This is a genomic window from Cupriavidus sp. a3, assembly GCF_051015765.1.
GTDB classification, from domain to species: Bacteria; Pseudomonadota; Gammaproteobacteria; order Burkholderiales; family Burkholderiaceae; genus Cupriavidus; species Cupriavidus oxalaticus_A.
In genome coordinates this window covers 1,308,667-1,330,513 of sequence record NZ_CP170643.1, presented here as the reverse complement: position 1 = coordinate 1,330,513, position 21,847 = coordinate 1,308,667, and the positions used below count along the sequence as shown (strand labels likewise).

The following is a 21,847-nucleotide window of genomic DNA, read 5'->3' as shown; positions in this document are numbered from 1 at the left end:
TATCTGGTTGCAGGCAGTTGAAAGGATTCCAACCAAGGCGGCAAGAGTGGCGCCCCGGTTCCGGTCAGCGTCAGTCTGCCTGGTGCTCGCCGGAGGCTTCGATGACATTTGGGTGGCCGTGGGGTAACGCACGCGGCTCAAGCAGCCGATGCAGCCCCAGCCCGATGGCCGCGCCGAGACATTGCGCCAGCATGAATCCCGGCACGCTCGCCGGTGCGATGCCCGCAAAGCTGTCGCTGAACATGCGCCCGAACGCGGCTGCGGGATTGGCAAACGAGGTGGATGCGGTGAACCAGTATGCCGAGCCGATATAGGCCGCCACCATGGCAGAGGCGCGCCCGTTCGGGGCGCGCAGAATCACCAAAAGCAGGCCGGCGGTCGCAACGGTTTCAGCAATCCATTGCCCAGGACCGCTGCGGACCTTGGTGGAAAGCTGCAGGATCGTCATGTCAAACATGGCATGGGCGAGCCAAGCCCCCAGCACCGCGCCTACGAGCTGGGCGGCGATGTATGGCAGCAGCGCCGCGCCAGGCAGTTCACCTCGCGCCACCATGACCGCGCTGACGGCTGGATTGAAGTGCGCGCCGCTGATCGGGCCAAAGACTTCAATCAAGATGTACAAGCCACCGACCGTGGCCGCCGTGTTGGCCAGCAGGGCGACGGCGACATTGCCGCCGGCAAGCCGCTCTGCCATGATGCCCGAGCCGATAACGATGGCCAGCAGCAGCGCCGTTCCCAAGGCTTCGGCGCCCAGTCTGTTACGCAGATCGACCATGACGCTCAGCTTTGCGAGATACGGTTAAGGTGGTCCTGCAGTTCCGCATTGCTCAGCGTGTCCAGCGGCAGCGTCAGCAGTTGCAGCATGCGGTAGCCGATGGCCTGCCGGGTCAGCTCGAAAGCCTGCCGCTTCTTGTCGTCGCCGCCTTCCGTGTTCGACGGGTCAGGGTAGCCCCAATGCACCTTCACCGGGCTGCCCGGCCAATACGGGCACGCCTCTGCGGCGGCACTGTCGCACACGGTGATGACCACCCGCATCTCAGGGGCATTCTCGCCGACAAATTCATCCCAGCTCTTGCTGCGGAAGTCGCTGACGTCGACGCCAGCATTGCCAAGCACCTCGATGGCGAACGGATTGATGCGTCCGCTGGGCGAGCTTCCGGCGCTATAGGCGCGCACATCGCGGCCAAACTGCTTGGCCAGATGGTTCAACATTCCTTCGCTCAGCACACTGCGGGCCGAGTTGTGGGTACACAAAATCAGTACGTTGGTGGTCATGGGGCGCTACGAAATAGTCAGATGCGGAGGGAATGCGTATCACTGTTTCCCGATGTCCTTAACAGCCTTCTGAAGTGCGACGGCGTCCAGCTTCGGAAGCGGCAATGACAGGAACAATTCGATACGGCGCTTGAGCGTAATGGTTGCGTCGTTGATGGCTTGCTGCTTCTGGGCCTCGGTACCCTCACAGGCAGCCGGGTCGGGGACGCCCCAGTGCGCTGTCATCGGCTGGCCTGGCCATACCGGACAAACTTCGCCCGCTGCCTTGTCACACACCGTGAAGACAAAATCGAGTTTCGGCGCCCCGTCTTGTGAGAACTCATCCCAGCTCTTGCTGCGAAAGGTGGTCGTGTCCAGCCCGTGGCGAGCTAGTGCCGCCAGTGCGAGGGGATTGACTACGCCAGTCGGATGACTGCCGGCCGAATAGGCGCGGAAGCTCCCCTTGCCCAGATGGTTCATCAACCCTTCCGACAAAATCGAGCGTGCCGAATTGCCGGTGCAGATGAACAGCACGTTGTAGGTCTTTTCGTTCATGACGGACCCTTAGCAGCAGGAAGGCTTGGCGTTGACCGCAATGCCGATCGGCTTGCCCTTCGGAGCTCGGGGGGCGCAACAGGCCGACTCCTGGCCAGCAGCGTCGACTTTTCGGGATTCGCCGTACACCGGCACATTGCCCAAGGTATGGAAGTGCTCCCACGCGATGCCTTGGGGGTCCGTGACCCAGTACTTCTCGCTTTTCGCATAGCAGCAGGTGGTCTCACCTTCGTCGAGCAACGCCATGTCGGCTGCTTCGGCTCGCTGCTTCAGTTCGGCCAGTTCGGCCGCGTCGTCTGTCTGAAATCCGAGGTGGTCGACGCCAGTCTCCGCGCCACGGGCCGAGATGGCGAAGTTCACGCGGGGATCCTCCAGCATCCACTTCGCATAGTCCACTTTCACGACCGTTGGCTCGGCTGCGAAGAGGGCCGAGTAGTAGCGAATACTGGCAGAGAGATCGGCGACGCTGACGTGAACGTGGAAGCGCTTCATGATTTGGGCTCCAAGGCGACGGAACAGGTGGACACAGGCGAGCACGGATTGCCGCTGCAGCAGTTCTCCGTGAGGTAACCCAGCAATCCGTTCATGGTCTCGAAATGAGCCATGTAAATAATTGAACGACCGTCCTGCCTACTGGATAGCAGCTTGGCGCGGTGCAACTCCTTCAGATGAAAGGAGAGGGAGGACGCCGGCATTGCCATCAACTCGGCAATCCGGCCGGCGGGAAGTCCCGCGGGACCGGCCTGCACCAGCAGCCGGAACACGGACAGGCGTATCGAATGGGCGAGCGCGGCGAGCGCTTCAAGGGCGTGGTCGGTTTCCATTTTTCGAAAATATTCGAATTATAGAATTCTGTAAAGTGAAATTTCTGTGTCCCCTGGCGACTCTCTCTTTCAGCTCGGTTGCTACGGCGAACAAGCGCATATGGCATGGAAGTGAGGGGAATGCGGCATGCCACAATTGCGCCACATACGAAAAGCTAACTTGAACCCCACCTGCTAACGAGCGCCAACGTAAACTCTTGTTTCGCAAAGGCCTTTTTGCTAACCTGTTGTAAATTAAGGGCAATGATTCCGATTCACACGGCAGGGGTCACAGGTTCAATCCCTGTACCACCCACCAGCATTCAGGAAAAGCCAGCCTCGCGCTGGCTTTTTTCTTTTGCGCCTGCTGCGCCTCACTCCTGCGAGGCGCAAGATGCACCCTCAATCGCGCCTTTCCGCACACCTGCAACAACCCCTGATCTGTTGCAAACAGTTTCGAATTCTCCCTTGACATCTGCTAATCTTGAACGCGTGGCTCGGCAATGGGCGAGGCAGGCAAGATAAGCCCCGGACCGGGACACGGGTCAGTGCGCACAAGAAAGACGTCAATCATGCAGCACTCTTTGAAGTACCGGATGGCGTTCGCCACGGCGGGTGTGGTGACGCTGATCATCGTGCTGCGCGCCCTGTACGCCCAGTACTACGCCTACGACAGCCTCAAGCACCTGCGGCAGCAACAGCAGGACACGCTGGTCGAACTGGTGGCGGAGCAACTGGACGAAAAGGTGCAAAGCCGGGCCGCGACGTTGCGCCGTGTAGCCCGGCAGCTGTCGCCGATGCTCGCAGCCAGGCCGGCGGAGCTGCGACGTGCCGCCGAAGGCATGGTCGACATGCCGGACCAGTTCAACGGCATCTTCCTTGCCGCTCCTGACGGCCAGCTGGTGTTCAGCACCGCCGTGCCGGACAACGTGCGCCTGCGGGTGGACGACCGCGACTATTTCCGTGATGTCCTGCGCGGCCAGCCGCTGGCGGTGTCGGACCTGATCCAGGGCAAGCTGACCAACGCACCGGGCATGGTGCTGGCCGTGCCGCTGCTCGGGCCCAACGGCGAATTGCGCGGCGTGGTCGGCGGCGTGCTGAACCTGTCGGCCAGCAATTTCCTGCGCGAGCTGGCGCACAGCCGGGTCGGCGATACCGGCAGCTTCTGCCTGGTGTCGGCCGGCGCCAGTCCGCGCTACGCCATGCATCCCGACCCCAGCCGCGTGCTGACGCCGGCGCGCGCGGTCGACGAGGCCTGCGGCGCCGAACGTCCCGCCTCGATGCTGGAAGTGGTCCGGCCGACGCAGCCCATCGTGGCGCGCCACCTGCTGCAGTCCAACGGCTGGCAGGTGGTGGCCGTGCTGCCGGCGGCCGAGGCCTACGGCGTGCTGGTCGATGTGCGCCAGCGCACGATGGTCATTGCCGGGCTATCGCTGCTGTTCGCCGCCGCGCTGATGTGGCTGGTGATGCGCCGGCTGCTGGCGCCGCTGCAGCGGCTGCACCGCGCCGTGCGCCAGATTGCCACCACCCCCTCGGCGCTGGCGGATCTTCCCACCGGCCGGGCCGACGAGATCGGCGAGCTTGCCACCAGTTTTGCCGAGGTGGTGGCGCAGCTGTCCGAGCGCGAGGCCGCGCTGCAGGCCGCCAAGGACCGCGCCGCCGAGAGCGAAAAGCGCATCGAGGCCATCGCCAACCACGTGCCGGACTTCGTCTCCTTCATCGACCGGCAACAGCGCTACGCCTTCGCCAACCAGGCCTACGCGCAGCATTACGGAGTGCCGGCGCAGCAGATCGTCGGGCTGTCCTTGCGCGAGTTGTGGGGCACTCACGAATACATGGCCTGCCAGCCATACCTCGGGCAGGCCTTCGCCGGCAGCGCGGTGACATTCACGCGCGAAAGCCCGGATGGCAACGAGTGCATGGAAGTCACCTACCAGCCGGCCTGGAACGATGCCCAGGACACCGTGGTCGGGCTCCATATGTTCGCGCGCAATGTGACGCACGAGCGCCAGAAGCTGCGCAATCTGGAGGCCCAGACCGTCTCCGACCATCTGACCGGCCTGCTTAACCGCAAGGGCTTCGACCGGCGCCTGGCGGAATGCATGGCGCGCACGAGTGCCGGCGGCCGCGCGCTGGCCCTGCTGCTGGTGGACCTGGACGACTTCAAGGCGGTCAACGACAACTACGGCCATCCGGTCGGCGACCGCCTGCTGGTGGCGTTCGCGCAGCGCCTGCGCGCCTGCGTGCGCAAGGGCGACGCGGTCGCGCGCATCGGCGGCGACGAGTTTGCGGTGATCCTTGACGGTGTATCCGACTGCGGCGCGATGGATTCGGTTGCCAACGCCATCGTGCAGTCCGCGCGCATGCCGCTGGTGATCGACGGGCATTCGCTGTCGGCCACGGCCAGCGTCGGTTCGGCGCTGCATCAGGGGCGCCAGGCCATGACCGTCAGCGAGCTGTTCATGCACGCGGACATGGCGCTGTACGAGGCCAAGCGGCACGGCAAGGCGCGCTATGCTGCCCAGCGCGATTGCACCCCTGCGGACAACGCCGACTCCATGGTGGTATCGGCGCCGTCCCAGGAGCCTGCCGGCTTGCCGGCCTGACGGATAAAAAAACGGGCGCACCAGGAGCCCGTTGCTGGTGACAGCGCGCCGGGAGGCAGGCCTTGCGGCCAGCCGGCGCCGCTGGTCAGCGCACCTTGCCCTCCTTCCATGCCTGCAGCAGCTTGTCGTAGGGGATGGTCTCGCCCTTCGGCTTCTCGTTGGCCAGCTTTTTCCATGGCGCGTGGTCGCTCGACAGCCACTTGGCCGGGTCGCCCTTCGGGTTGAGCTTGGGTGCGCAATTGCTCATGCCGGCGCGCTGCAGCCGTGCCATCACCTGGTCCATCTCGTCGGCGAGCGTGTCCATGGCGGCCTGCGGGGTTTTCTCGCCGGTCACCGCGGTGGCCACGTTCTTCCACCACAGTTGCGCCAGCTTGGGATAGTCGGGCACGTTGGTACCGGTCGGCGTCCAGGCCACGCGCGCCGGGCTGCGGTAGAACTCGATCAGGCCGCCGTACTTGGCCGCGTTCTTGGTCAGGTAGTCGTGGTTGATGTCGCTGTCGCGGATAAAGGTCAGCCCGGTCAGCGACTTCTTCAGCGATACCGTCTTCGAGGTGACGAACTGTGCGTACAGCCACGCGCCGGCGAGCTTGTTGGGATCGGTGTTCTTGAAGAAGGTCCACGAGCCCACGTCCTGGTAGCCGTTCTGCATGCCCTGCTTCCAGTACGGGCCGTAAGGCGACGGCGCCATGCGCCACTTGGGCGAGCCGTCGCCATGGACCACCGGCAGGCCCTTCTTGGTCATGTCCGCGGTAAAGGCCGTGTACCAGAAGATCTGCTGCGCCACCTGCCCTTGCGCCGGCACCGGCCCGGCCTCGGAGAAGGTCATGCCCATCGCCTGCGGCGGAGCGTATTTCTTCATCCAGTCGATGTACTTGGTCAGCGCATAGACGGCCGCGGGGCTGTTGGTGGCGCCGCCGCGCGCGACCGAGGCGCCGACCGGCGTGCACTTGTCCTCGGCCACGCGGATGCCCCACTCGTCGACCGGCATGCCGTTGGGCAGGCCCTTGTCGGCGGTACCCGCCATCGACAGCCAGGCATCCGTGAAGCGCCAGCCGAGCGAGGGATCTTTCTTGCCGTAGTCCATGTGGCCGTAGACCTTCTTGCCGTCGATCTCCTTGACGTCGTTGGTGAAGAAGTTGGCGATGTCTTCATAGGCGGACCAGTTGGTCGGCACGCCCAGGTCGTAGCCGTACTTGGCCTTGAATTTGTCCTGCAGGTCCTTGCGCGCGAACCAGTCGGCGCGGAACCAGTAGAGGTTGGCGAACTGCTGGTCGGGCAGCTGGTACAGCTTGCCGTCCGGCGCGGTGGTGAACTTGGTGCCGATGAAGTCCTTCACGTCCAGGCCCGGGTTGGTCCACTCCTTGCCGGCGCCGTTCATGTAGTCGGTCAGCGGCAGGATCGAGCCATAGCGATAGTGCGTGCCGATCAGGTCCGAATCGGAAATCCAGCCGTCGTAGATCGACTTGCCGGACTGCATCGAGGTCTGCAGTTTCTCGACCACGTCGCCTTCCTGGATCAAATCATGGTTGACCTTGATCCCGGTGATTTCCTCGAAGGCCTTGGCCAGTGTCTTGGACTCGTACTCATGCGTGGTGATGGTCTCGGACACCACGCTGATCTGCGTGACACCCTTGGCCTTGAGCCTGGCGGCGGCGTCGATAAACCACTTCATTTCCGCCTGCTGCTTGTCCTTGGATAGCGACGAGGGCTGGAACTCATTGTCGATCCACTTCTTCGCTTCCGCCTCGCCCGCCAGGGCTGAGGTACCGCAAGCCAGCGCAGCCGCGCAGGCAAGGGCTGTCATCCCCAACTTCACGTGCACTTTCATCGGTGTCTCCTCATGAATTCCCCTCCCCGGCTATGGTCTGGGTGGCGGCCCCGGGGCAGGGATAAGCCGCTATACCGTTATCTCCCATCGAAGCGGAAACTGCTGGCCCCGATGGGCCCGTTCAGCCCTTGCGCAGGATCAGCGCCAGCACCAGCATCGATACGCCAAAGCTGATCCAGACAGACGGTTCCTCGGCCAGGGACAGCCACGCGGTGAGCTTCTCGCCCAGCCCGACCCATGCCAGGTTGACCCACGCCGCGCACATCAGGCCGATGAACAGCCGGTCGCCGCGGGTGGTGGCGATTGGCAGGAAGCCCTTGCGCAGCACCGAAGGCGAACGGATTTCCAGGACGGTCATGCCGATCAGCATGACTACGATGCAGGCGAAGAACACCGCGACCGGTGTCGTCCACACCATCCAGCTCAGCATTGCCATGTCTCCTTGTCTTGAGTGCGCGCGCTTTTTACCTGCGTCCTATACGCGCCCCATCGCGAAGCCCTTCGCGATGTAGTGCCGCACAAACCAGATCACGATGCCGCCTGGCACGATGGTCAGCACGCCGGCCGCGGCCAGCACGCCCCAGTCCATGCCCGATGCCGACACCGTGCGCGTCATGGTGGCCACGATCGGCTTGGCGTTGACCGAAGTCAGCGTGCGCGCCAGCAGCAGCTCCACCCAGCTGAACATGAAGCAGAAGAACGCCGCCACGCCCACGCCAGCCTTGATCAGCGGCAGGAAGATGGTCAGGAAGAAGCGCGGGAAGGAATAGCCGTCGACGTAGGCGGTCTCGTCGATTTCGCGCGGCACGCCCGACATGAAGCCCTCCAGGATCCACACCGCCAGCGGCACGTTGAAGACCAGGTGGGCCAGCGCCACGCCCAGGTGCGTGTCCATCAGGCCGATGGTGCTGTACAGCTGGAAGAACGGCAGCAGGAACACCGCGGGCGGTGTCATGCGGTTGGTCAGCAGCCAGAAGAACACATGCTTGTCGCCGATGAACTGGTAGCGCGAAAACGCGTATGCCGCCGGCAGCGCGACCACGATCGAGATCACCGTGTTCATCGCCACGTAGATCATCGAATTGAGGTAGCCGGAGTACCACGACGAATCGGTGAAGATAGTCTTGTAGTGCTCCAGCGTGAAGTCGGCCGGCCACAGCGACAGCGTGGAGACGATTTCCTCGTTGGTCTTGAACGACATGTTCACCATCCAGTAGATCGGCACGATGGCGAATAGCAGGTAGACCAGCAGGAAACCGGCGCGCCACCAAGTCGTGGTGGTGGCCTGGGTGCGGATTTCAGCCATGGGGCATGTCCTCGCTGCCGGCGGTGCCCGCGCGCTGCATCCAGTTATAGAGGATGAAGCACAGGAGCAGGATGATCAGGAAGTAGACGATGGAAAACGCCGCCGCGGGGCCAAGGTCGAACTGGCCCACGGCCTTCTGCGTCAGGTATTGCGACAGGAAGGTGGTGGCGTTGCCGGGACCGCCGCCGGTCAGCACGAAGGGCTCGGTATAGATCATGAAGCTGTCCATGAAGCGCAGCAGCACCGCGATCATCAGCACCCCGCGCAGCTTGGGCAGCTGGATGTGGCGGAACACCGCCAGCCGCGAGGCGCCATCGATCTGCGCGGCCTGGTAGTAGGCGTCGGGAATCGCGCGCAGGCCCGCGTAGCAGAGCAACGCCACCAGCGGCGTCCAGTGCCAGACATCCATCACCAGCACCGTGACCCAGGCATCGAAGGCGCTACCGGTATAGTTGTAGTCGAAGCCCATCGCCTCGAGCGCGGCGCCGAGCAGGCCGATATCGGTGCGCCCGAAGATCTGCCAGATGGTGCCGACCACGTTCCATGGGATCAGTAGCGACAGCGCGATGATCACCAGCGCCGCCGATGCCTTCCAGCCCCTGGCCGGCATCGACAGCGCCAGCAGGATGCCGAGCGGAATCTCCACCAGCAGCACCGCCAGCGAAAAGCCCAGCTGGCGCAGCAGCGCGTCGTGCAGTTCGCCGTCACGCAGCACGGTGCGGAACCATTCGGTGCCGACAAACACGCGCCGCTCGGGCGAGATGATGTCCTGCACCGAGTAGTTGACGATGGTCATCAGCGGCAGGATCGCCGAGAACGCCACGCATGCCACCACCGGCAATACCAGCAGCCAGGCCTTCTGGTTGACGGGCTTCATGACACCAGCTCCTCGTTGACGTAGTAGCAGGTATGGCGGTTGAACACCGACAGCCAGGCCGTGTCGCCGGCGCGCAAGGCGGCCGCCTCGGCCCCCAGGCGGGCACGCAGCGTTGCAGCCTGCGCGCCCGCTTCCTGCACGCTGCCGGTCACCAGCCAGTAGGTGCCGATGTCCTGCGCGCGCTGCACCTGTATCGGCACTGCCTGCATAGGGCGCTCCTCGCGCTCCGGTGCCAGTTGCAGGTACTCGGGCCGCACGCCGATGCGGAAGCTGCCCGCCGCGCGCAAGGCCGCAGCCACCGATGGCGCCAGCGCCGGCGTGTAGCGCCGGCCTGCCACCTCGATGGCGTCGTCGCGCCACTGGCCCGGCAGGAAGTTCATGCCGGGCGAGCCGATGAAATGCCCGACGAAGGTGTGTGCAGGCCGCTCGAACAGCGCATCGGCAGGCCCCACCTGCACCGCCTTGCCGCGCGACATCACCACCACCTGGTCGGCAAAGGTCAGCGCCTCGGTCTGGTCGTGGGTGACGTAGATCAGCGTCAGGCCGAATTCGTGGTGGATTTCCTTGAGCTTGCGCCGCAGCTGCCATTTCAGCTGCGGGTCGATCACCGTCAGCGGCTCGTCGAACAGGATCGCCGAGACGTCGTGCCGTACCAGTCCGCGGCCCAAGGAAATCTTCTGCTTGGCGTCGGCGGCGAGGCCGCTGGCGCGGCGGTCCAGCGTGGCCGACAGCTCCAGCATCTCGGCCACGCGTCCCACGCGCTCGCGCACCTGCGCCTCCGGCACGCCGCGGTTGCGCAGCGGGAAGGCCAGGTTCTCGCCGACGGTCATGGTGTCGTAGATCACCGGGAACTGGAACACCTGTGCAATATTGCGCGCCTGCGGCGTGGCGCCCGTGACGTCGCGTCCGTCGAAGGCAATGGTGCCGTGCGAAGGCCGCAGCAGCCCGGAAATGCAGTTCAGCAGCGTGGTCTTGCCGCAGCCTGACGGGCCCAGCAGCGCATAGGCGCCGCCGTCCTCGAAGGTGAACTTCAGCGGCAGCAATGCGTAGTCGTCATCGTTGCGCGGATGCGGCAGGTAAGAGTGCGCAAGGTCCAGGTCGATGCGTGCCATCGTCAGCCCCCCGCCGCCGCCGCGGCACCGGCTGCCGCCCCGCCCGGCACATCGCCCGGCACCCCCGCGGCCAGCCCGCCGGGCCGCCGCGGCGCATGGATGCGCCGGCCGGCCGCGTCGAACAGGTAGATCTGGTCAGGCAACAGGTGCAAGGACACCGGTTCGCCCAGCCGCAGGTCGAGCACGCCGGCGAACTGCGCCACCAGGTTGCCCACCGGCGTATCGGCATGGATAAAGGTGTCCGAGCCCGACAGCTCGGCCAGCGCCACGTGCCCCGGTACCGCGACCGCGCCCGGTTCGCCTGCCAGGCGCAGCGCCGACGCGCGCACGCCCACGGTGACGGGTCCCTCACCTCCGCCGGCGCCGCCGGCGCCGGACACCGGCACCGAGATGCCGCCGGCAAGCGTGACCCAGCCGCCGTTGAGCGTGCCCGGTACCAGGTTCATCGGCGGATCGTTGAAGGCGCGCGCCACGCGCAGCGAATCGGGATAGTGGAAGACGTCGGCGGTCGGCCCGTACTGCAGCAGCTCGCCGGCATCGAGCACGGCCGTATGGCCGCCCAGCAGCAGCGCCTCGCCGGGTTCGGTGGTGGCGTAGACCACGGTCGCATCGCCATGCGCGAACAGCTGCGACAGCTCTTCGCGCAGTTCCTCGCGCAGCTTGTAATCCAGGTTGACCAGCGGCTCGTCCAGCAGCATCAGCGGCGCTTCCTTGGCCAGCGCGCGCGCCAGCGCCACGCGCTGCTGCTGGCCGCCCGACAGCTCAGACGGGTAGCGGTCGAGCAGGTGGTCGATATGCAGCCGCGCCGCCAGCTCGCGCACGCGCGCGGCAATGTCGGCGCCGGCGGCGCCATCGCGACGCAGCCGCAGCCGCAAGCGCAGCGGAGAGGCAATGTTGTCGAAGACCTTGAGCGACGGGTAGTTGATGAACTGCTGGTAGACCATCGACACGTTGCGCTCGCGCACCGGCACGCCGGTAACGTCGTGGCCGTCGACCAGCACGCGGCCGGCGCTGGGCCGGTCGAGCCCCGCCATCACGCGCATCAGCGAAGTCTTGCCCGCCTGGGTAGCGCCCAGCAGGATGGTCACCGCACCGGGAACCGGCGCCAGCGTCATCGGATAGAGATACGCCTGCGAACCTGCGTGCTGCGCCACGGCCTCCAAACTCAGCTGCATCCGGTCTCCATGTTCGATATGCTTTTCGCATCACCACTTTCCGCGCGATGCAGGCGCACAGTTCTTGGCTTTCGACCGTTTTAGTAATAAAACGAACAGAAAACAAGTGTGCACCGCATCATTTGTTTTCGTTTCTGTTTGAACTAGAATCCCGGCATGACGCTCAATCCACGCCAGACCGCCCTGCTCGAAGAAGTCCGCAGCCATGGCTTTGCCTCCATCGACGAACTTGCGCGCAAGTTCGGCGTCACGCTGCAGACGGTGCGGCGAGACGTCAACCTGCTGGCCGAGAACGGCATGCTGGCGCGCTTCCACGGCGGGGTGCGGGTGGAGGGCTCCACCACCGAGAACATTGCCTACCGGCAGCGTCAGGTGCTGAATGCCGAGGGCAAGGCGCGCATTGCGCGCGCGGTGGCGGCGGCGGTGCCGGAGGGCTGCTCGCTGATCCTGAACATCGGCACCACGGTGGAAGAGATCGCGCGCGAGCTGATGCAGCACCGCGGGCTGCGCGTGATCACCAATAACCTGAACGTGGCCAATATCCTGGCGGACAACCCCGACTGCGAGGTCATCGTCGCCGGCGGCGTGCTGCGCTCGCGCGACCGCGGCATCGTCGGCGAGGCCACGGTCGAGTTCATCCGGCAGTTCAAGGTGGATATCGGCCTGATCGGCATCTCGGGCATCGAGACGGATGGCACGCTGCGCGACTACGACTTCCGCGAGGTCAAGGTGGCGCGGACCATCATCGAGCATTCACGCGAGGTCTGGCTGGCGGCGGATACCAGCAAGTTCAACCGCCAGGCCATGGTGGAGCTGGCGCATGTGTCGCAGGTCGACCGGCTGTTCACCGATGAGCCGCTGGCGGCACCGTTCGACCGGATCCTGGCCGACAGTGGGGTGAAGTGTGTGGTGGCGGAGCGGGAGTGAGCGTGCCGGATGTCCGGCTGCCGCTGCCGCGCTGGCGGGAGCGGGGCTGGCGTTGAGGGCGGGGGGCGGGACGGTGCATGCTGCGTCGGCATTGCGACGCGCCTGCCCTCCCCCCCGTTCCCTCTCCCGCACGCGGCAGAGGGGAGCAAACCCCCTGGGAAATCGAGGCTTACTTGAAGACGACGGTCTTGTGGCCGTTCAGCAGGATGCGGCGTTCGGCGTGCCACTTGACCGCCCGGGCCAGCGCCACGCACTCCACGTCGCGGCCCACGGCGGTGAGCTGGTCCGGGTCCATGCTGTGATCGACGCGCTCGATTTCCTGCTCGATGATCGGGCCCTCGTCCAGGTCGGCGGTGACGTAGTGCGCGGTCGCGCCGATCAGCTTCACGCCGCGGTCGTGCGCCTGGTAATAAGGCTTGGCGCCCTTGAAGCTGGGCAGGAACGAGTGATGGATATTGATGGCGCGGCCGGCGAGCTTGCGGCACAGGTCGTCGGACAGCACCTGCATGTAGCGCGCCAGCACCACCAGGTCGATCTTCTGCTCCTGCACCACGTCGAACACGCGCGCCTCCTGCGCGGCCTTCTGCTCGGCCGAGGCGTTCATCAGCGGCAGGTGGAAGAACGGCACGTCGTACGACGCCGCCAGTTGGTAGAAGTCGCGGTGATTGGACACAATTGCCGCGATCTCGACCGGCAGGCCGCCCACCTTGGCGCGGAACAGCAGGTCGTTCAGGCAGTGGCCGATCTTGGACACCATGATCATCACGCGCGGCTTGACAGAGGCGTCGTTCAGCTCCCACTGCATGCCGAACTGGTCGCCCACCGGCGCGAACGCTGCCTTCAGCGTGCCCAGGTCCGGGCCGCCGGCGGCCGCGCTGAAGTGCACCCGCATGAAGAAGCGGCCGGTGTACGCGTCACCGTACTGGTCCGAATCGACGATATTGCAGCCGTGCTGGAACAGCAGGCCCGAGACGGCGTGGACGATGCCCGGCTGGTCGGGGCACGAAAGGGTCAGGATAAATCCGGTGGTGCTCATGGTGTGTGGTTCTGTCGGAGGGGCGCGGTGTACGAGCCGGTGCGCGAGCCGGTGCGCGAGCCCAAGGGCCATCAAGGCCGCGAAGCCAGTGAAAGCCGTGAAAGCGCGGGCCAGGCCCGCTGCGCACGCTCAGGCGCGACGGTCTTCGGTGCCCGGCCAGCCGCGCCGGCGAAGGGCATCCAGCGTCACCAGCGTGGCGTCGACCGTCATGGCGCCGCTCGACATGATATCAAGCAATGCGGCCAGCCCCACGCGCTTGTGTTCGCTGACCTCGCCGTCCTGGTTGCTTGGGACGAATCCCGGCGGCAGCATCAGGTCATAGATGTAGACCTGTTCCCACTGCACGCCTTCGGGCAGGTCGCGCAGCACCTCGACCATGCCGTGCGGCTGCACGCGCCCGGCCAGCGCCGGCGGGATGCCGGACTCTTCCTCGCACTCGCGCACCAGCGTGGCGAGCGGGTCGCTGCCGTGCGGCATGCCGCCGGCGACCAGGTTGTCCCACATGCCGGGGTCGACCGATTTGCCGGGGCTGCGCCGCGAGATCCACAGCACGGGGCCGGCGCCGGTATCGGCCATGTCAACGATCCCGTTCATGTGCGAGGCAAAGGTCAGCAAACCCAGGAAGCGCGCCGCCGCGCGCTCGACCGCCGCCAGCGCGGGCGCGTCCAGCGCCGGGGTGACCGCGAACAGTTCATGGCGCCAGCCGCGCACGTGCCCGGCCTCGGCCAGCTGGTGCGCGAGCGCGGCCAGCGCGGCGCTCAGCACTTCGAAGCCGGAGCGTCCCGGCAGCAATGCCACCGCGGCGGTGCCATCCGCGGCGCCCTCCTCCGGGCCGAGGATGCAACCCATGCCGCGCAGGATCGCGGCATGCGCCCGGGGCAGCCAGCCGACCTGCTGGCCGCCCACCATCAGGCGCAGCTTGCTGGCGGGATCGAAGCGGGTGCGCGCCGCCAGCGAGGCGGCGATGCGTGGCATGTGGCTGGCGTCGGCGCCATCGCCGGACGGAATTCCAGACGGAACGCCGGACGGCACCGCGGGCGGCAGGGAAAAGATGTCGGCCATGTCAGATCGGGGCGCCGGCCGGGCCGGCGCATCTTGTCATTTTCAGGATTGAACGCATGAACCAGGCAGCAACGCAAGCCCAGGCGCAGCACGCCGGCCCAGGCCGGCACGCTTCCGAGCCGCACTTTGTTCTGGCGCTCGACCAGGGCACCAGCAGCTCGCGCGCGATCCTGTTCGACCACGCCGGCAGCGTGGTGCGGCTGGCGCAGCGCGAGTTCCGCCAATACTACCCACATCCGGGCCATGTCGAGCACGATCCGTATGAAATCTGGCAGTCGCAGCTGGCGGTAGCGCACGAAGTGCTGGCCGATGCCGGCATCTCCGCCACGCAGGTGCGCGCCATCGGCATCACCAACCAGCGCGAAACCACGGTGCTGTGGGACCGCAAGACCGGCGAGCCGGTCGGGCGCGCACTGGTCTGGCAGGACCGCCGCACCGCGCCGATGTGCGAGGCGCTGCAGGACGCCGGCCATGGCGAGCTGTTCCGCGAGAAGACCGGGCTGGTCATCGATGCGTATTTCTCCGGCACCAAGCTGCGCTGGATGCTCGACAACATCGAAGGTGCCCGCGAACGCGCGCAGCGCGGCGAGCTGGCGTTCGGCACGGTCGACAGCTGGTTGATCTGGCAGCTGACCGACGGCGCGCGCCACGTCACGGACGTGTCTAACGCCTCGCGCACGATGCTGTTCAATATCCACCGCTTCGAGTGGGACGACGCGCTGCTGGCGCTGCTCGACATCCCGCACGCGCTGCTGCCCGAGGTAGTGCCGTCCAGCGGCGAGGTGGCGCGCACCGCGGCGCGGCTGTTCGGCGTCGAGATCCCGATCGCGGGCATCGCGGGCGACCAGCAGGCGGCCACCTTCGGCCAGGCCTGCCTGTCGCCCGGCATGGCCAAGAACACCTATGGCACGGGCTGCTTCCTGCTGATGAATACCGGCACCGAACCGGTGGCATCGCACAACCGGCTGCTGACCACCATCGGCTGGCAATTGGGCGGGCAAACCCAGTATTGCCTGGAGGGCGGCGTCTTCATGGGCGGCGCCACCATCCAGTGGCTGCGCGACGGCCTGAAGATCATCAACAGCGCGCCCGAAGTTGAGCCACTCGCACGCCAGTGCGACGACACCGGCGGCGTGGTGCTGGTGCCTGCTTTTGCCGGCCTTGGCGCCCCGCACTGGGACGCCTTCGCGCGCGGCACGCTGGTCGGCATGACACGCGGCACCGGCCGGCCGCAGCTGGCGCGCGCGGCGCTGGAATCGATCGCGTTGCAGAGTGTCGACGTGCTGGAAGCCATGCAGAAGGACGCCGGCATCGCGCTGGCCGAGCTGCGCGTGGACGGCGGCGCCTCGCGCAGCGACCTGCTGATGCAGATGCAGGCGGACCTGCTCGGCACCTCGGTGGTCCGTCCGCGCGTGACCGAGACCACCGCGCTGGGCGCAGCCTACCTCGCCGGCCTGGCCACCGGCTACTGGAGCGACCCCGCGCAGATCGCGCAGCAATGGCAGGTGGAGCAGCGCTTCGAGCCCAACCTGTCGGCTGACGAACGCGGTCACCGGCTGGCGCGCTGGCACCGTGCCGTCGAGCGCGCCCGCGACTGGGCGCGCGAGGACGAAGCCGGCGCCGCCGGCTGAACGCCGGCCGCCCCCAACGCTCCGCCAAGACCGTACACACCCCGAACCAAGCGCCATGCAGAAAGCCTCCACCCCGACCCAGCCCCCGACCCAGCCCCCCAGCCGGGCCGCCCTGCTTTCCACCCTGGAGCGCGAACCGCGCTGGGATGTCATCGTCATCGGCGGCGGCGCCACCGGCCTCGGCACCGCGGTCGATGCCGCCTCGCGCGGCTACCGCACGCTGCTGGTCGAAGCCGCCGATTTTGCCAAGGGCACCTCGAGCAAGGCCACCAAGCTCGTACACGGCGGCGTGCGCTACCTGGCCCAGGGCAATATCGGCCTGGTGCGCGAAGCCTTGCACGAGCGCGGCCTGCTCGCGCGCAACGCGCCGCACCTGGTGTGGCCGCTGGGCTTCGTGGTGCCGGCGTACCAGATGTTCGACCAGCCCTTCTACGGCATCGGCCTGAAGGTCTACGACCTGCTCGCCGGCAACCTCAACCTGGCCGGCAGCCGCTGGCTGAACCACCAGGAGGTGCTGGCCGCCGTCCCCAACCTGGCCGAGCACGTCAGCGGGCGCCCGCTGCGTGGCGGCAACCTGTACTTCGACGGCCAGTTCGACGATGCGCGGCTGGCGGTGGCGCTGATGCGCACCCTGTTCGACGTGGGCGGCACCGCGGTCAACTACATGCGCGTGACCGGCCTGAGCCAGCAAGGCGGCGTGATCTGCGGCATCACGGTGCAGGACGCGCTGGGCGACGCCACCTTCCGGCTGCGCGCCGATTGCGTGATCAATGCCACCGGGGTCTGGGTCGACGCGGTGCGCCAGATGGAGGACGGCCATGCCCGCACCCTGGTGGCCCCGAGCCAGGGCGTGCACCTGACGCTGCCGCGCAGCTTCCTGCCGGGCGAGAGCGCCATCCTGATTCCAAAGACCGACGACGGCCGGGTGCTGTTCGTGGTGCCGTGGAACGGCCATACCATTGTCGGCACCACGGATACGCCGCGGCGCGACCTGCCGCTCGAGCCCGATGCCGGCGCCGACGATGTCGATTTCATCCTCGAGACCGCGTCGCGCTACCTGGCCAAGGATCCCACCCGCGCAGACGTCACCAGCGTCTGGGCCGGGCTGCGGCCACTGGTCAAGGCTACCGGCGAAGCTTCCACCGCGTCGCTGTCGCGCGAGCATACGATCCTGGTCTCTAAGGCGGGGCTGATCACGGTCACCGGCGGCAAGTGGACCACCTATCGCAAGATGGCGGAGGACGTGATCGACACCGCGATCCAGCGGCAGATGGTGCGCGCCGCGCCCTGCGTGACCGGCGACCTGCCGCTGCACGGCGCCGCCGGACTGCCGGCGGAACTGCCGCTGGCGGATGCGCCCGCCCCGGACCGCTACTACGGCAACGAGCTGGCCACGCTGCGCGCCCTGCCCGGCCAGGACCGCGTGCTGGCGGCGGCATCGGGCCTGACCGAAGCGCATGTCCGTTTCGCGGCCCGGCACGAACTGGCACGGCGCGTCGAGGACGTGCTGGCGCGCCGCAACCGCGTGCTGTTCCTCGACGCGCGCGCTGCGCTGCAGGCCGCGCCGGCGGTGGCCGCGATCCTGGCCGAAGAGTTCGGGGAAAGCGAGGCCTGGCAGGCGCGCGAGCTCGACAGTTTCCGCGCGCTCGCCGCCGGCTACATGCTGGGCGGCGCTGCGCAACCCGAGGAACCGGCCGCCGCCGCCCGCGTCTGAACTGGCTGGCCAAAACCGCTAGAAAGGGCCCACCGACGTGACTCGCCCGACCTTGAACGCAATCCGCGGCGCGGTGCTGCTTGCATGGCTGGCCGCCGTTGGCAGCGCCAGTGCCGCGCGGCCCCCCGGCATCGACGGCGTGCGCTTTACCGACGTGCGTACCGTGCGCTACCAATGCGACGGCGACAAGACGCTGACCGTGCGCTACTTCAACAGCGCCGACAACCAGGCCGCCGTGTTCCGCCTGGACGGCAAGCCGGTGCTGGCGGTGACCACGGTCGCGGCGTCCGGCGCGCGCTATGTCGGCGGGCGCTACGAGTGGTGGACCAAGTGCGACACCGGCACGCTGCGCGACCTGATGCAGCAGGAAAACGCCGCGGCGGCGCTGTCGAATTGCCAGGCAAGGCCCTAGCCGCGGGCAAGCATCATTGCCGGATCCGACGCCGACGTTTGAGGCAACGGCGTTCCGGGCGATAATGCGGGGATTGAATCAGGGAGAACACCATGGACGAGATTGAAGATCTGTCCGATCTGCCGATGCCCCGCTTTATCTGGGGCTTCGCCGTTATCGCCGGCAAGAGCGGCGAGGTCATGCACGACGAGTTCGAGTATCTGACCCATACCCGCAGCCCGCGCTTTACCTGCCGCGTGGTCGAGCTGGAAGACATGCCGGCCGAGAGCGAGGAAGACGCCATCGACGGCCGCATCGTCCACCATGACGATCCGCGCCGGATGTTCTATATCACCGACGCCGGCATGGCACTGGTCAACTTCCAGTTGTTCGACAAGATGCCGGACAAGCAGAAGTTCAAGCGCCTCTGCGACGAAGCCATTGCCAACTGGATGCTGCGCCGCGAATTCCTCGACGAGGAGGAAGAGGACTGACCCACCCGCTTCCGGCCCCGCCGGATCGTTGCGGCCGCCTGCGCGGCCGCGCATTTATCAGGCCTGGTCCTGCTCCGGCGGCAGCGCGCCCGTCAGCAGTTCATTGAGCAGGCCGGTCATGCCACCGGGATGATTGACGGCCAGCGCCTGCAGGCGCCGCGCCAGCGTGCCGTCCAGCTTGCACGCGAACGGCACCAGGCCCTGCTCCTGGTCCAGCCGGCGCTGTTCACGGCGATCCGGCCGCGCCCCGGCGCCGCCAGGAATCCCGCCCCGGGCCGCCGAGGCCTGTTTCAGGCTGTTGGCGATCTTCAGGCCCTTGTTCTTTTCCAGGTCCGTTTTCTTCACGGCAATTTCCGAAAGTCTGTCGAGGCCGGCATTGTACGCGCAGGCTGCGGCCGGGCACGGCAACGACCGCGCGCTGGAACATGCGACGAGTCGCGTTACGTGTCGCTGACTTCGATCAGCTCGGCCGCCACGCGCTGGATTTCCGCGTAGACCGGGATGGCGTCCATCGGGCCGGTGCAGCCTACCGCCGTCGCCTGGCTGGCATCCGCACCCGGCGGCAGGAAGACGAAGGCCATGCCGGGCTGCCAGCCCGGATGCTTGCGCAGGCTGTCATTGAGGATGTCGAGATACTGCGCGCGCGTGAAGACGTGCCTTGCCATCGCTACCTCCAGATCCACTGCCGATGCACCCTGCGGGCGCGGGAGTCATGGCGGGGATCGTAGCATGGCAACCATGGCCGGCGTCACCTTGCGGCGCCGGCGCACGCCTCAGCATTCGCCTTTCTTGGCGTGGCCCGGCGGACAGTGGTAGTCCTTCTTGCCTCCCTTGCCATTGCCCTTGCCACCGTGGCCGCCCTGGTCCCAGCGGCCCGGCACCAGCACCCAGCCATCGCGCGACTGGATCCAGCGCGGCGACTCATAGACATAGCCCGGCCGCTCGCGTTCCCAGCGGCCCTTCTTCCACGCGTGCTTATGGTGGTGGTCGTCCCAGTCCCAGTAGCCCGGCATCCAGACATAGCCAGGGCGCGGGATGGGAATGGCCTCGTACATCGGCGCCGGCGGCGGCACGCCGATGGCAATATTGACCGACACCTGGGCGATCGACGCCGCACTGAAGGCGAGGCCGGAACCCAGCATTGCCGCCAGCAAGACAATCCGGACCGGCCGGAGCGCGAGATGTGTCATGGAATCCCTTTCTCGTGGAGGAACACGCGCACAGTCTAGCGCGCGCCCGCCGCGGCGCCATGTAAGAAAGGGTTTCGGTGGATCACAAAGATGCCGGCGCGCAACACTCGCCTGCACGCCGGCGGCATCAGTGATCCTCTGCCATCGCCTTGAGCTGAGCGTCGCCGGCATCGCGCGCGGCGTCCGCGGTGGTGAAGGTGTCATCCGAGACGATGGCGCGCCGGACCTGCCGCGCATCGAAGTCGACCAGCGCGATCACCCAGACATAGCGCCCAGCCTGGGGAGCGGTCTGCACGAAAGCTTTCAGGTTCGGCCGGGTTTCACTCGCCATGATCCATCTCCTTGAGAAACGTTCTGGAAACGTCGTTGCGGGAAGTGCCGTAACACAAAGGTGTCTGAAAACTCTAGCACACGGTCCGAGCCCTTACCCAGCTTACCCAGCTTACCCGGCTTACCCGGCCTACCCCACCGCACCCGGCCGCACCCGGCCGCACCTGACCTTACCCGGCCCCATTGCAAGTGTTGCGTGAAGCACCGCGAAGCCCGGCTGCTTGATCTTTCAGTCCGCGTCGCAGCAACCGATAATCAGTCCACTGGCGACCGCCGGCCGGCAGCCCAGCCCTCCGTCCGAACGCTTGACCGCCCGGAACCGGCGCCCGGACCATAGCCGCTTACGCTGTGAGCCGCCTCAGTCGCCGAACGGATTGGGCGCGCGGTTCTCGAGCGACTCGTTCAGGTCGAACTCGTCGCGCACCTTGTCGACCACCGCGCGGATGCTGGCCTCATAACCGGTTGCGTTGCCAAAGCCGCTCATGTCCCAGTTGCGGCCGCGGGCATCGCGCGCATGCGGCACCGGCGCGGGCACGCGGACTTTGGCGCCGTCCTCGCCGACTTCATAGATTTGCTGGATGCGCCGGCTGACCTCGTCCCGAAGGGCACGCCGGCCACGCTCGCGCTTGGCCATGACTGACTCCTCGATGCATGCGCTGGCATCCTAGCATGGTGCGCCCGCGTGGTTCAAAGTGCGGCGATCGCGGCCTGGTAGGCCGAGTAGAGCCGCGCGAAGACCGGTCCGGGCACGCCGGCGCCGACGGTGCGCCCGTCGATCGTAACCACCGGCAGCAGCTCCTTGCTTGCCGACGACAGCAACACTTCGTCCGCCCCGAACACGTCCTCCCTGGCGATCCGGCGCGCTTCCAGCGGAATCTCCAGCGCCGCGCAAACCTCTTCCATAAAGCCGTAGCGGATGCCTTCCAGGATCAGGTTGTCCTTGGGCGGCGCCAGCACGCGGCCATCGCGCACCACCCAGACGTTGGACGACGAGGCCTCGGTCAGCCAGCCGTCGCGGAACTGGATCGCCTCGATCACGCCGTGCTCGGCGGCATGCTGCGCTGCCATTACGTTGCCCAGCAGCGAGGTCGACTTGATCTGGCAGTTCAGCCAGCGCCGGTCCTCCATCGTCACGCAGGCCACGCCCTGTTCGCGCATGTGAGCGGGCGGCAGCGCCATCGGGTTGGTCATGATAAGCACCGTCGGCACGACTTCCTTGGGGAAGGCATGCGCACGCCGGGCTACGCCGCGCGTCACCTGGATATAGATCATCTGGTCCGACATCCCGTTGGCACGGACCACTTCGCCGATCAGTGCCTGCCACTGCTCGGCGCTGTGCGGGTCGGGTATCCCGATCGCCTCCAGGCTGCGGTGCAGGCGCGCGAGATGCTGTGTACCGCGGAACGGCTTGCCACCGTAGTACGGGATGACCTCATAGATGCCATCGCCAAAAATAAAGCCGCGGTCGAGGACCGGAATGCGGGCTTCGGACAGCGGGGTGAGGGAACCATTGAGGTGGACGACGGGGTCGGTCATTGTGCTTCAGGCGGTGGAGA

At 66.6% G+C, this 21,847-nt stretch carries 25 protein-coding genes; 6 read left to right on the top strand and 19 right to left on the bottom strand.

Annotation, left to right across the window (positions count from 1 at the left end; genetic code table 11):
- Window positions 1-70: 70 nt before the first annotated feature.
- Genes ACAD63_RS06430 through ACAD63_RS06410 form a run of 5 tightly spaced genes read right to left on the bottom strand, consistent with a single transcriptional unit; the run spans window position 71 to window position 2,633 of the window.
- Window positions 71-775 (bottom strand): aquaporin, encoded by a 705-nt coding sequence (locus tag ACAD63_RS06430; protein WP_133096075.1) that lies wholly within the window; start codon window positions 773-775, stop codon window positions 71-73.
- A 5-nt stretch (window positions 776-780) separates the two neighbouring features.
- Complete coding sequence (locus tag ACAD63_RS06425) at window positions 781-1,275, bottom strand: arsenate reductase ArsC (RefSeq protein WP_135705541.1); 495 nt, start codon at window positions 1,273-1,275, stop codon at window positions 781-783.
- 39 nt (window positions 1,276-1,314) lie between these two features.
- The gene (locus tag ACAD63_RS06420) at window positions 1,315-1,809 is read right to left on the bottom strand and encodes an arsenate reductase ArsC (RefSeq protein WP_135705542.1); all 495 of its coding nucleotides are present in this window, start codon (window positions 1,807-1,809) and stop codon (window positions 1,315-1,317) included.
- 9 nt (window positions 1,810-1,818) lie between these two features.
- The gene (locus ACAD63_RS06415) at window positions 1,819-2,301 is read right to left on the bottom strand and encodes an ArsI/CadI family heavy metal resistance metalloenzyme (RefSeq protein ID WP_133096072.1); all 483 of its coding nucleotides are present in this window, start codon (window positions 2,299-2,301) and stop codon (window positions 1,819-1,821) included.
- Window positions 2,298-2,633 (bottom strand): ArsR/SmtB family transcription factor, encoded by a 336-nt coding sequence (locus ACAD63_RS06410; RefSeq protein WP_135705543.1) that lies wholly within the window; start codon window positions 2,631-2,633, stop codon window positions 2,298-2,300. Before ACAD63_RS06410 ends, ACAD63_RS06415 begins: the two co-directional genes overlap by 4 nt.
- Window positions 2,634-3,184: 551 nt before the next feature.
- Here ACAD63_RS06410 and ACAD63_RS06405 point away from each other — a divergent pair.
- A complete protein-coding gene (locus ACAD63_RS06405; protein ID WP_434033620.1) occupies window positions 3,185-5,218 on the top strand; it encodes a diguanylate cyclase domain-containing protein in 2,034 nt (677 codons plus the stop codon).
- A gap of 85 nt (window positions 5,219-5,303) precedes the next feature.
- Here the strand turns inward: ACAD63_RS06405 and ACAD63_RS06400 are convergent, their stop codons facing one another.
- From ACAD63_RS06400 to ACAD63_RS06375, 6 genes are all read right to left on the bottom strand, one after another.
- A complete protein-coding gene (locus ACAD63_RS06400) occupies window positions 5,304-7,034 on the bottom strand; it encodes an ABC transporter substrate-binding protein (protein ID WP_195431789.1) in 1,731 nt (576 codons plus the stop codon).
- Between the two features lie 133 nt (window positions 7,035-7,167).
- Complete coding sequence (locus ACAD63_RS06395; protein WP_133096129.1) at window positions 7,168-7,476, bottom strand: DUF2160 domain-containing protein; 309 nt, start codon at window positions 7,474-7,476, stop codon at window positions 7,168-7,170.
- A gap of 45 nt (window positions 7,477-7,521) precedes the next feature.
- The gene (locus ACAD63_RS06390) at window positions 7,522-8,352 is read right to left on the bottom strand and encodes a carbohydrate ABC transporter permease (protein ID WP_133096069.1); all 831 of its coding nucleotides are present in this window, start codon (window positions 8,350-8,352) and stop codon (window positions 7,522-7,524) included.
- On the bottom strand, window positions 8,345-9,229 hold the full coding sequence (locus tag ACAD63_RS06385) for a carbohydrate ABC transporter permease (protein ID WP_133096068.1): 885 nt from the start codon (window positions 9,227-9,229) through the stop codon (window positions 8,345-8,347). The genes ACAD63_RS06390 and ACAD63_RS06385 overlap by 8 nt, the downstream gene beginning before the upstream one ends.
- On the bottom strand, window positions 9,226-10,341 hold the full coding sequence (locus ACAD63_RS06380; RefSeq protein WP_135705545.1) for an ABC transporter ATP-binding protein: 1,116 nt from the start codon (window positions 10,339-10,341) through the stop codon (window positions 9,226-9,228). The genes ACAD63_RS06385 and ACAD63_RS06380 overlap by 4 nt, the downstream gene beginning before the upstream one ends.
- 2 nt (window positions 10,342-10,343) lie before the next feature.
- Window positions 10,344-11,516 (bottom strand): ABC transporter ATP-binding protein, encoded by a 1,173-nt coding sequence (locus ACAD63_RS06375; RefSeq protein ID WP_434033619.1) that lies wholly within the window; start codon window positions 11,514-11,516, stop codon window positions 10,344-10,346.
- Window positions 11,517-11,672: 156 nt separating this feature from the next.
- Between ACAD63_RS06375 and ACAD63_RS06370 the strand changes: the two genes are divergently transcribed.
- Complete coding sequence (locus tag ACAD63_RS06370) at window positions 11,673-12,443, top strand: DeoR/GlpR family DNA-binding transcription regulator (protein WP_133096065.1); 771 nt, start codon at window positions 11,673-11,675, stop codon at window positions 12,441-12,443.
- A gap of 169 nt (window positions 12,444-12,612) precedes the next feature.
- Here ACAD63_RS06370 and purU read toward each other — a convergent pair whose 3' ends face one another.
- Window positions 12,613-13,479 carry a formyltetrahydrofolate deformylase gene (gene purU, locus ACAD63_RS06365; protein WP_063238204.1) on the bottom strand — a complete coding sequence of 289 codons (867 nt, stop codon included), beginning with the start codon at window positions 13,477-13,479 and terminating at the stop codon, window positions 12,613-12,615.
- Between the two features lie 129 nt (window positions 13,480-13,608).
- Window positions 13,609-14,541, bottom strand: coding sequence for an NUDIX hydrolase (locus tag ACAD63_RS06360; protein WP_434033618.1), 933 nt, complete (start codon window positions 14,539-14,541; stop codon window positions 13,609-13,611).
- A gap of 56 nt (window positions 14,542-14,597) precedes the next feature.
- Here ACAD63_RS06360 and glpK point away from each other — a divergent pair, with 56 nt between their 5' ends.
- The 4 genes from glpK (at window position 14,598) to ACAD63_RS06340 (ending at window position 18,771) form a co-directional block, all read left to right on the top strand.
- Window positions 14,598-16,172, top strand: a complete 1,575-nt coding sequence (gene glpK, locus ACAD63_RS06355; protein ID WP_135705547.1) for a glycerol kinase GlpK — start codon at window positions 14,598-14,600, stop codon at window positions 16,170-16,172.
- A gap of 55 nt (window positions 16,173-16,227) precedes the next feature.
- Window positions 16,228-17,886: a glycerol-3-phosphate dehydrogenase/oxidase gene (locus ACAD63_RS06350; RefSeq protein ID WP_135705548.1), complete on the top strand. Its 1,659-nt coding sequence runs from the start codon at window positions 16,228-16,230 to the stop codon at window positions 17,884-17,886.
- 52 nt (window positions 17,887-17,938) lie between these two features.
- Entirely contained in the window at window positions 17,939-18,298 is a 360-nt protein-coding gene (locus ACAD63_RS06345) for an MliC family protein (RefSeq protein ID WP_434033617.1), read from the top strand.
- A 92-nt stretch (window positions 18,299-18,390) separates the two neighbouring features.
- Window positions 18,391-18,771 carry a hypothetical protein gene (locus ACAD63_RS06340; RefSeq protein WP_434033616.1) on the top strand — a complete coding sequence of 127 codons (381 nt, stop codon included), beginning with the start codon at window positions 18,391-18,393 and terminating at the stop codon, window positions 18,769-18,771.
- A gap of 57 nt (window positions 18,772-18,828) precedes the next feature.
- On the opposite strand, the gene ACAD63_RS06335 is transcribed toward ACAD63_RS06340, so the two are convergent.
- The 6 genes from ACAD63_RS06335 to ACAD63_RS06310 form a co-directional block, all read right to left on the bottom strand.
- The gene (locus ACAD63_RS06335; RefSeq protein WP_167884615.1) at window positions 18,829-19,122 is read right to left on the bottom strand and encodes a hypothetical protein; all 294 of its coding nucleotides are present in this window, start codon (window positions 19,120-19,122) and stop codon (window positions 18,829-18,831) included.
- An 89-nt stretch (window positions 19,123-19,211) separates the two neighbouring features.
- A complete protein-coding gene (locus tag ACAD63_RS06330; protein WP_029046345.1) occupies window positions 19,212-19,436 on the bottom strand; it encodes a hypothetical protein in 225 nt (74 codons plus the stop codon).
- A 108-nt stretch (window positions 19,437-19,544) separates the two neighbouring features.
- On the bottom strand, window positions 19,545-19,961 hold the full coding sequence (locus ACAD63_RS06325) for a YXWGXW repeat-containing protein (protein ID WP_133096059.1): 417 nt from the start codon (window positions 19,959-19,961) through the stop codon (window positions 19,545-19,547).
- Between the two features lie 127 nt (window positions 19,962-20,088).
- Window positions 20,089-20,292 (bottom strand): hypothetical protein, encoded by a 204-nt coding sequence (locus ACAD63_RS06320; RefSeq protein WP_133096058.1) that lies wholly within the window; start codon window positions 20,290-20,292, stop codon window positions 20,089-20,091.
- A gap of 357 nt (window positions 20,293-20,649) precedes the next feature.
- Window positions 20,650-20,925, bottom strand: a complete 276-nt coding sequence (locus ACAD63_RS06315) for a hypothetical protein (RefSeq protein WP_135705551.1) — start codon at window positions 20,923-20,925, stop codon at window positions 20,650-20,652.
- Window positions 20,926-20,978: 53 nt separating this feature from the next.
- On the bottom strand, window positions 20,979-21,827 hold the full coding sequence (locus ACAD63_RS06310) for a D-amino acid aminotransferase (protein WP_195431783.1): 849 nt from the start codon (window positions 21,825-21,827) through the stop codon (window positions 20,979-20,981).
- Between the last annotated feature and the right edge of the window lie 20 nt (window positions 21,828-21,847).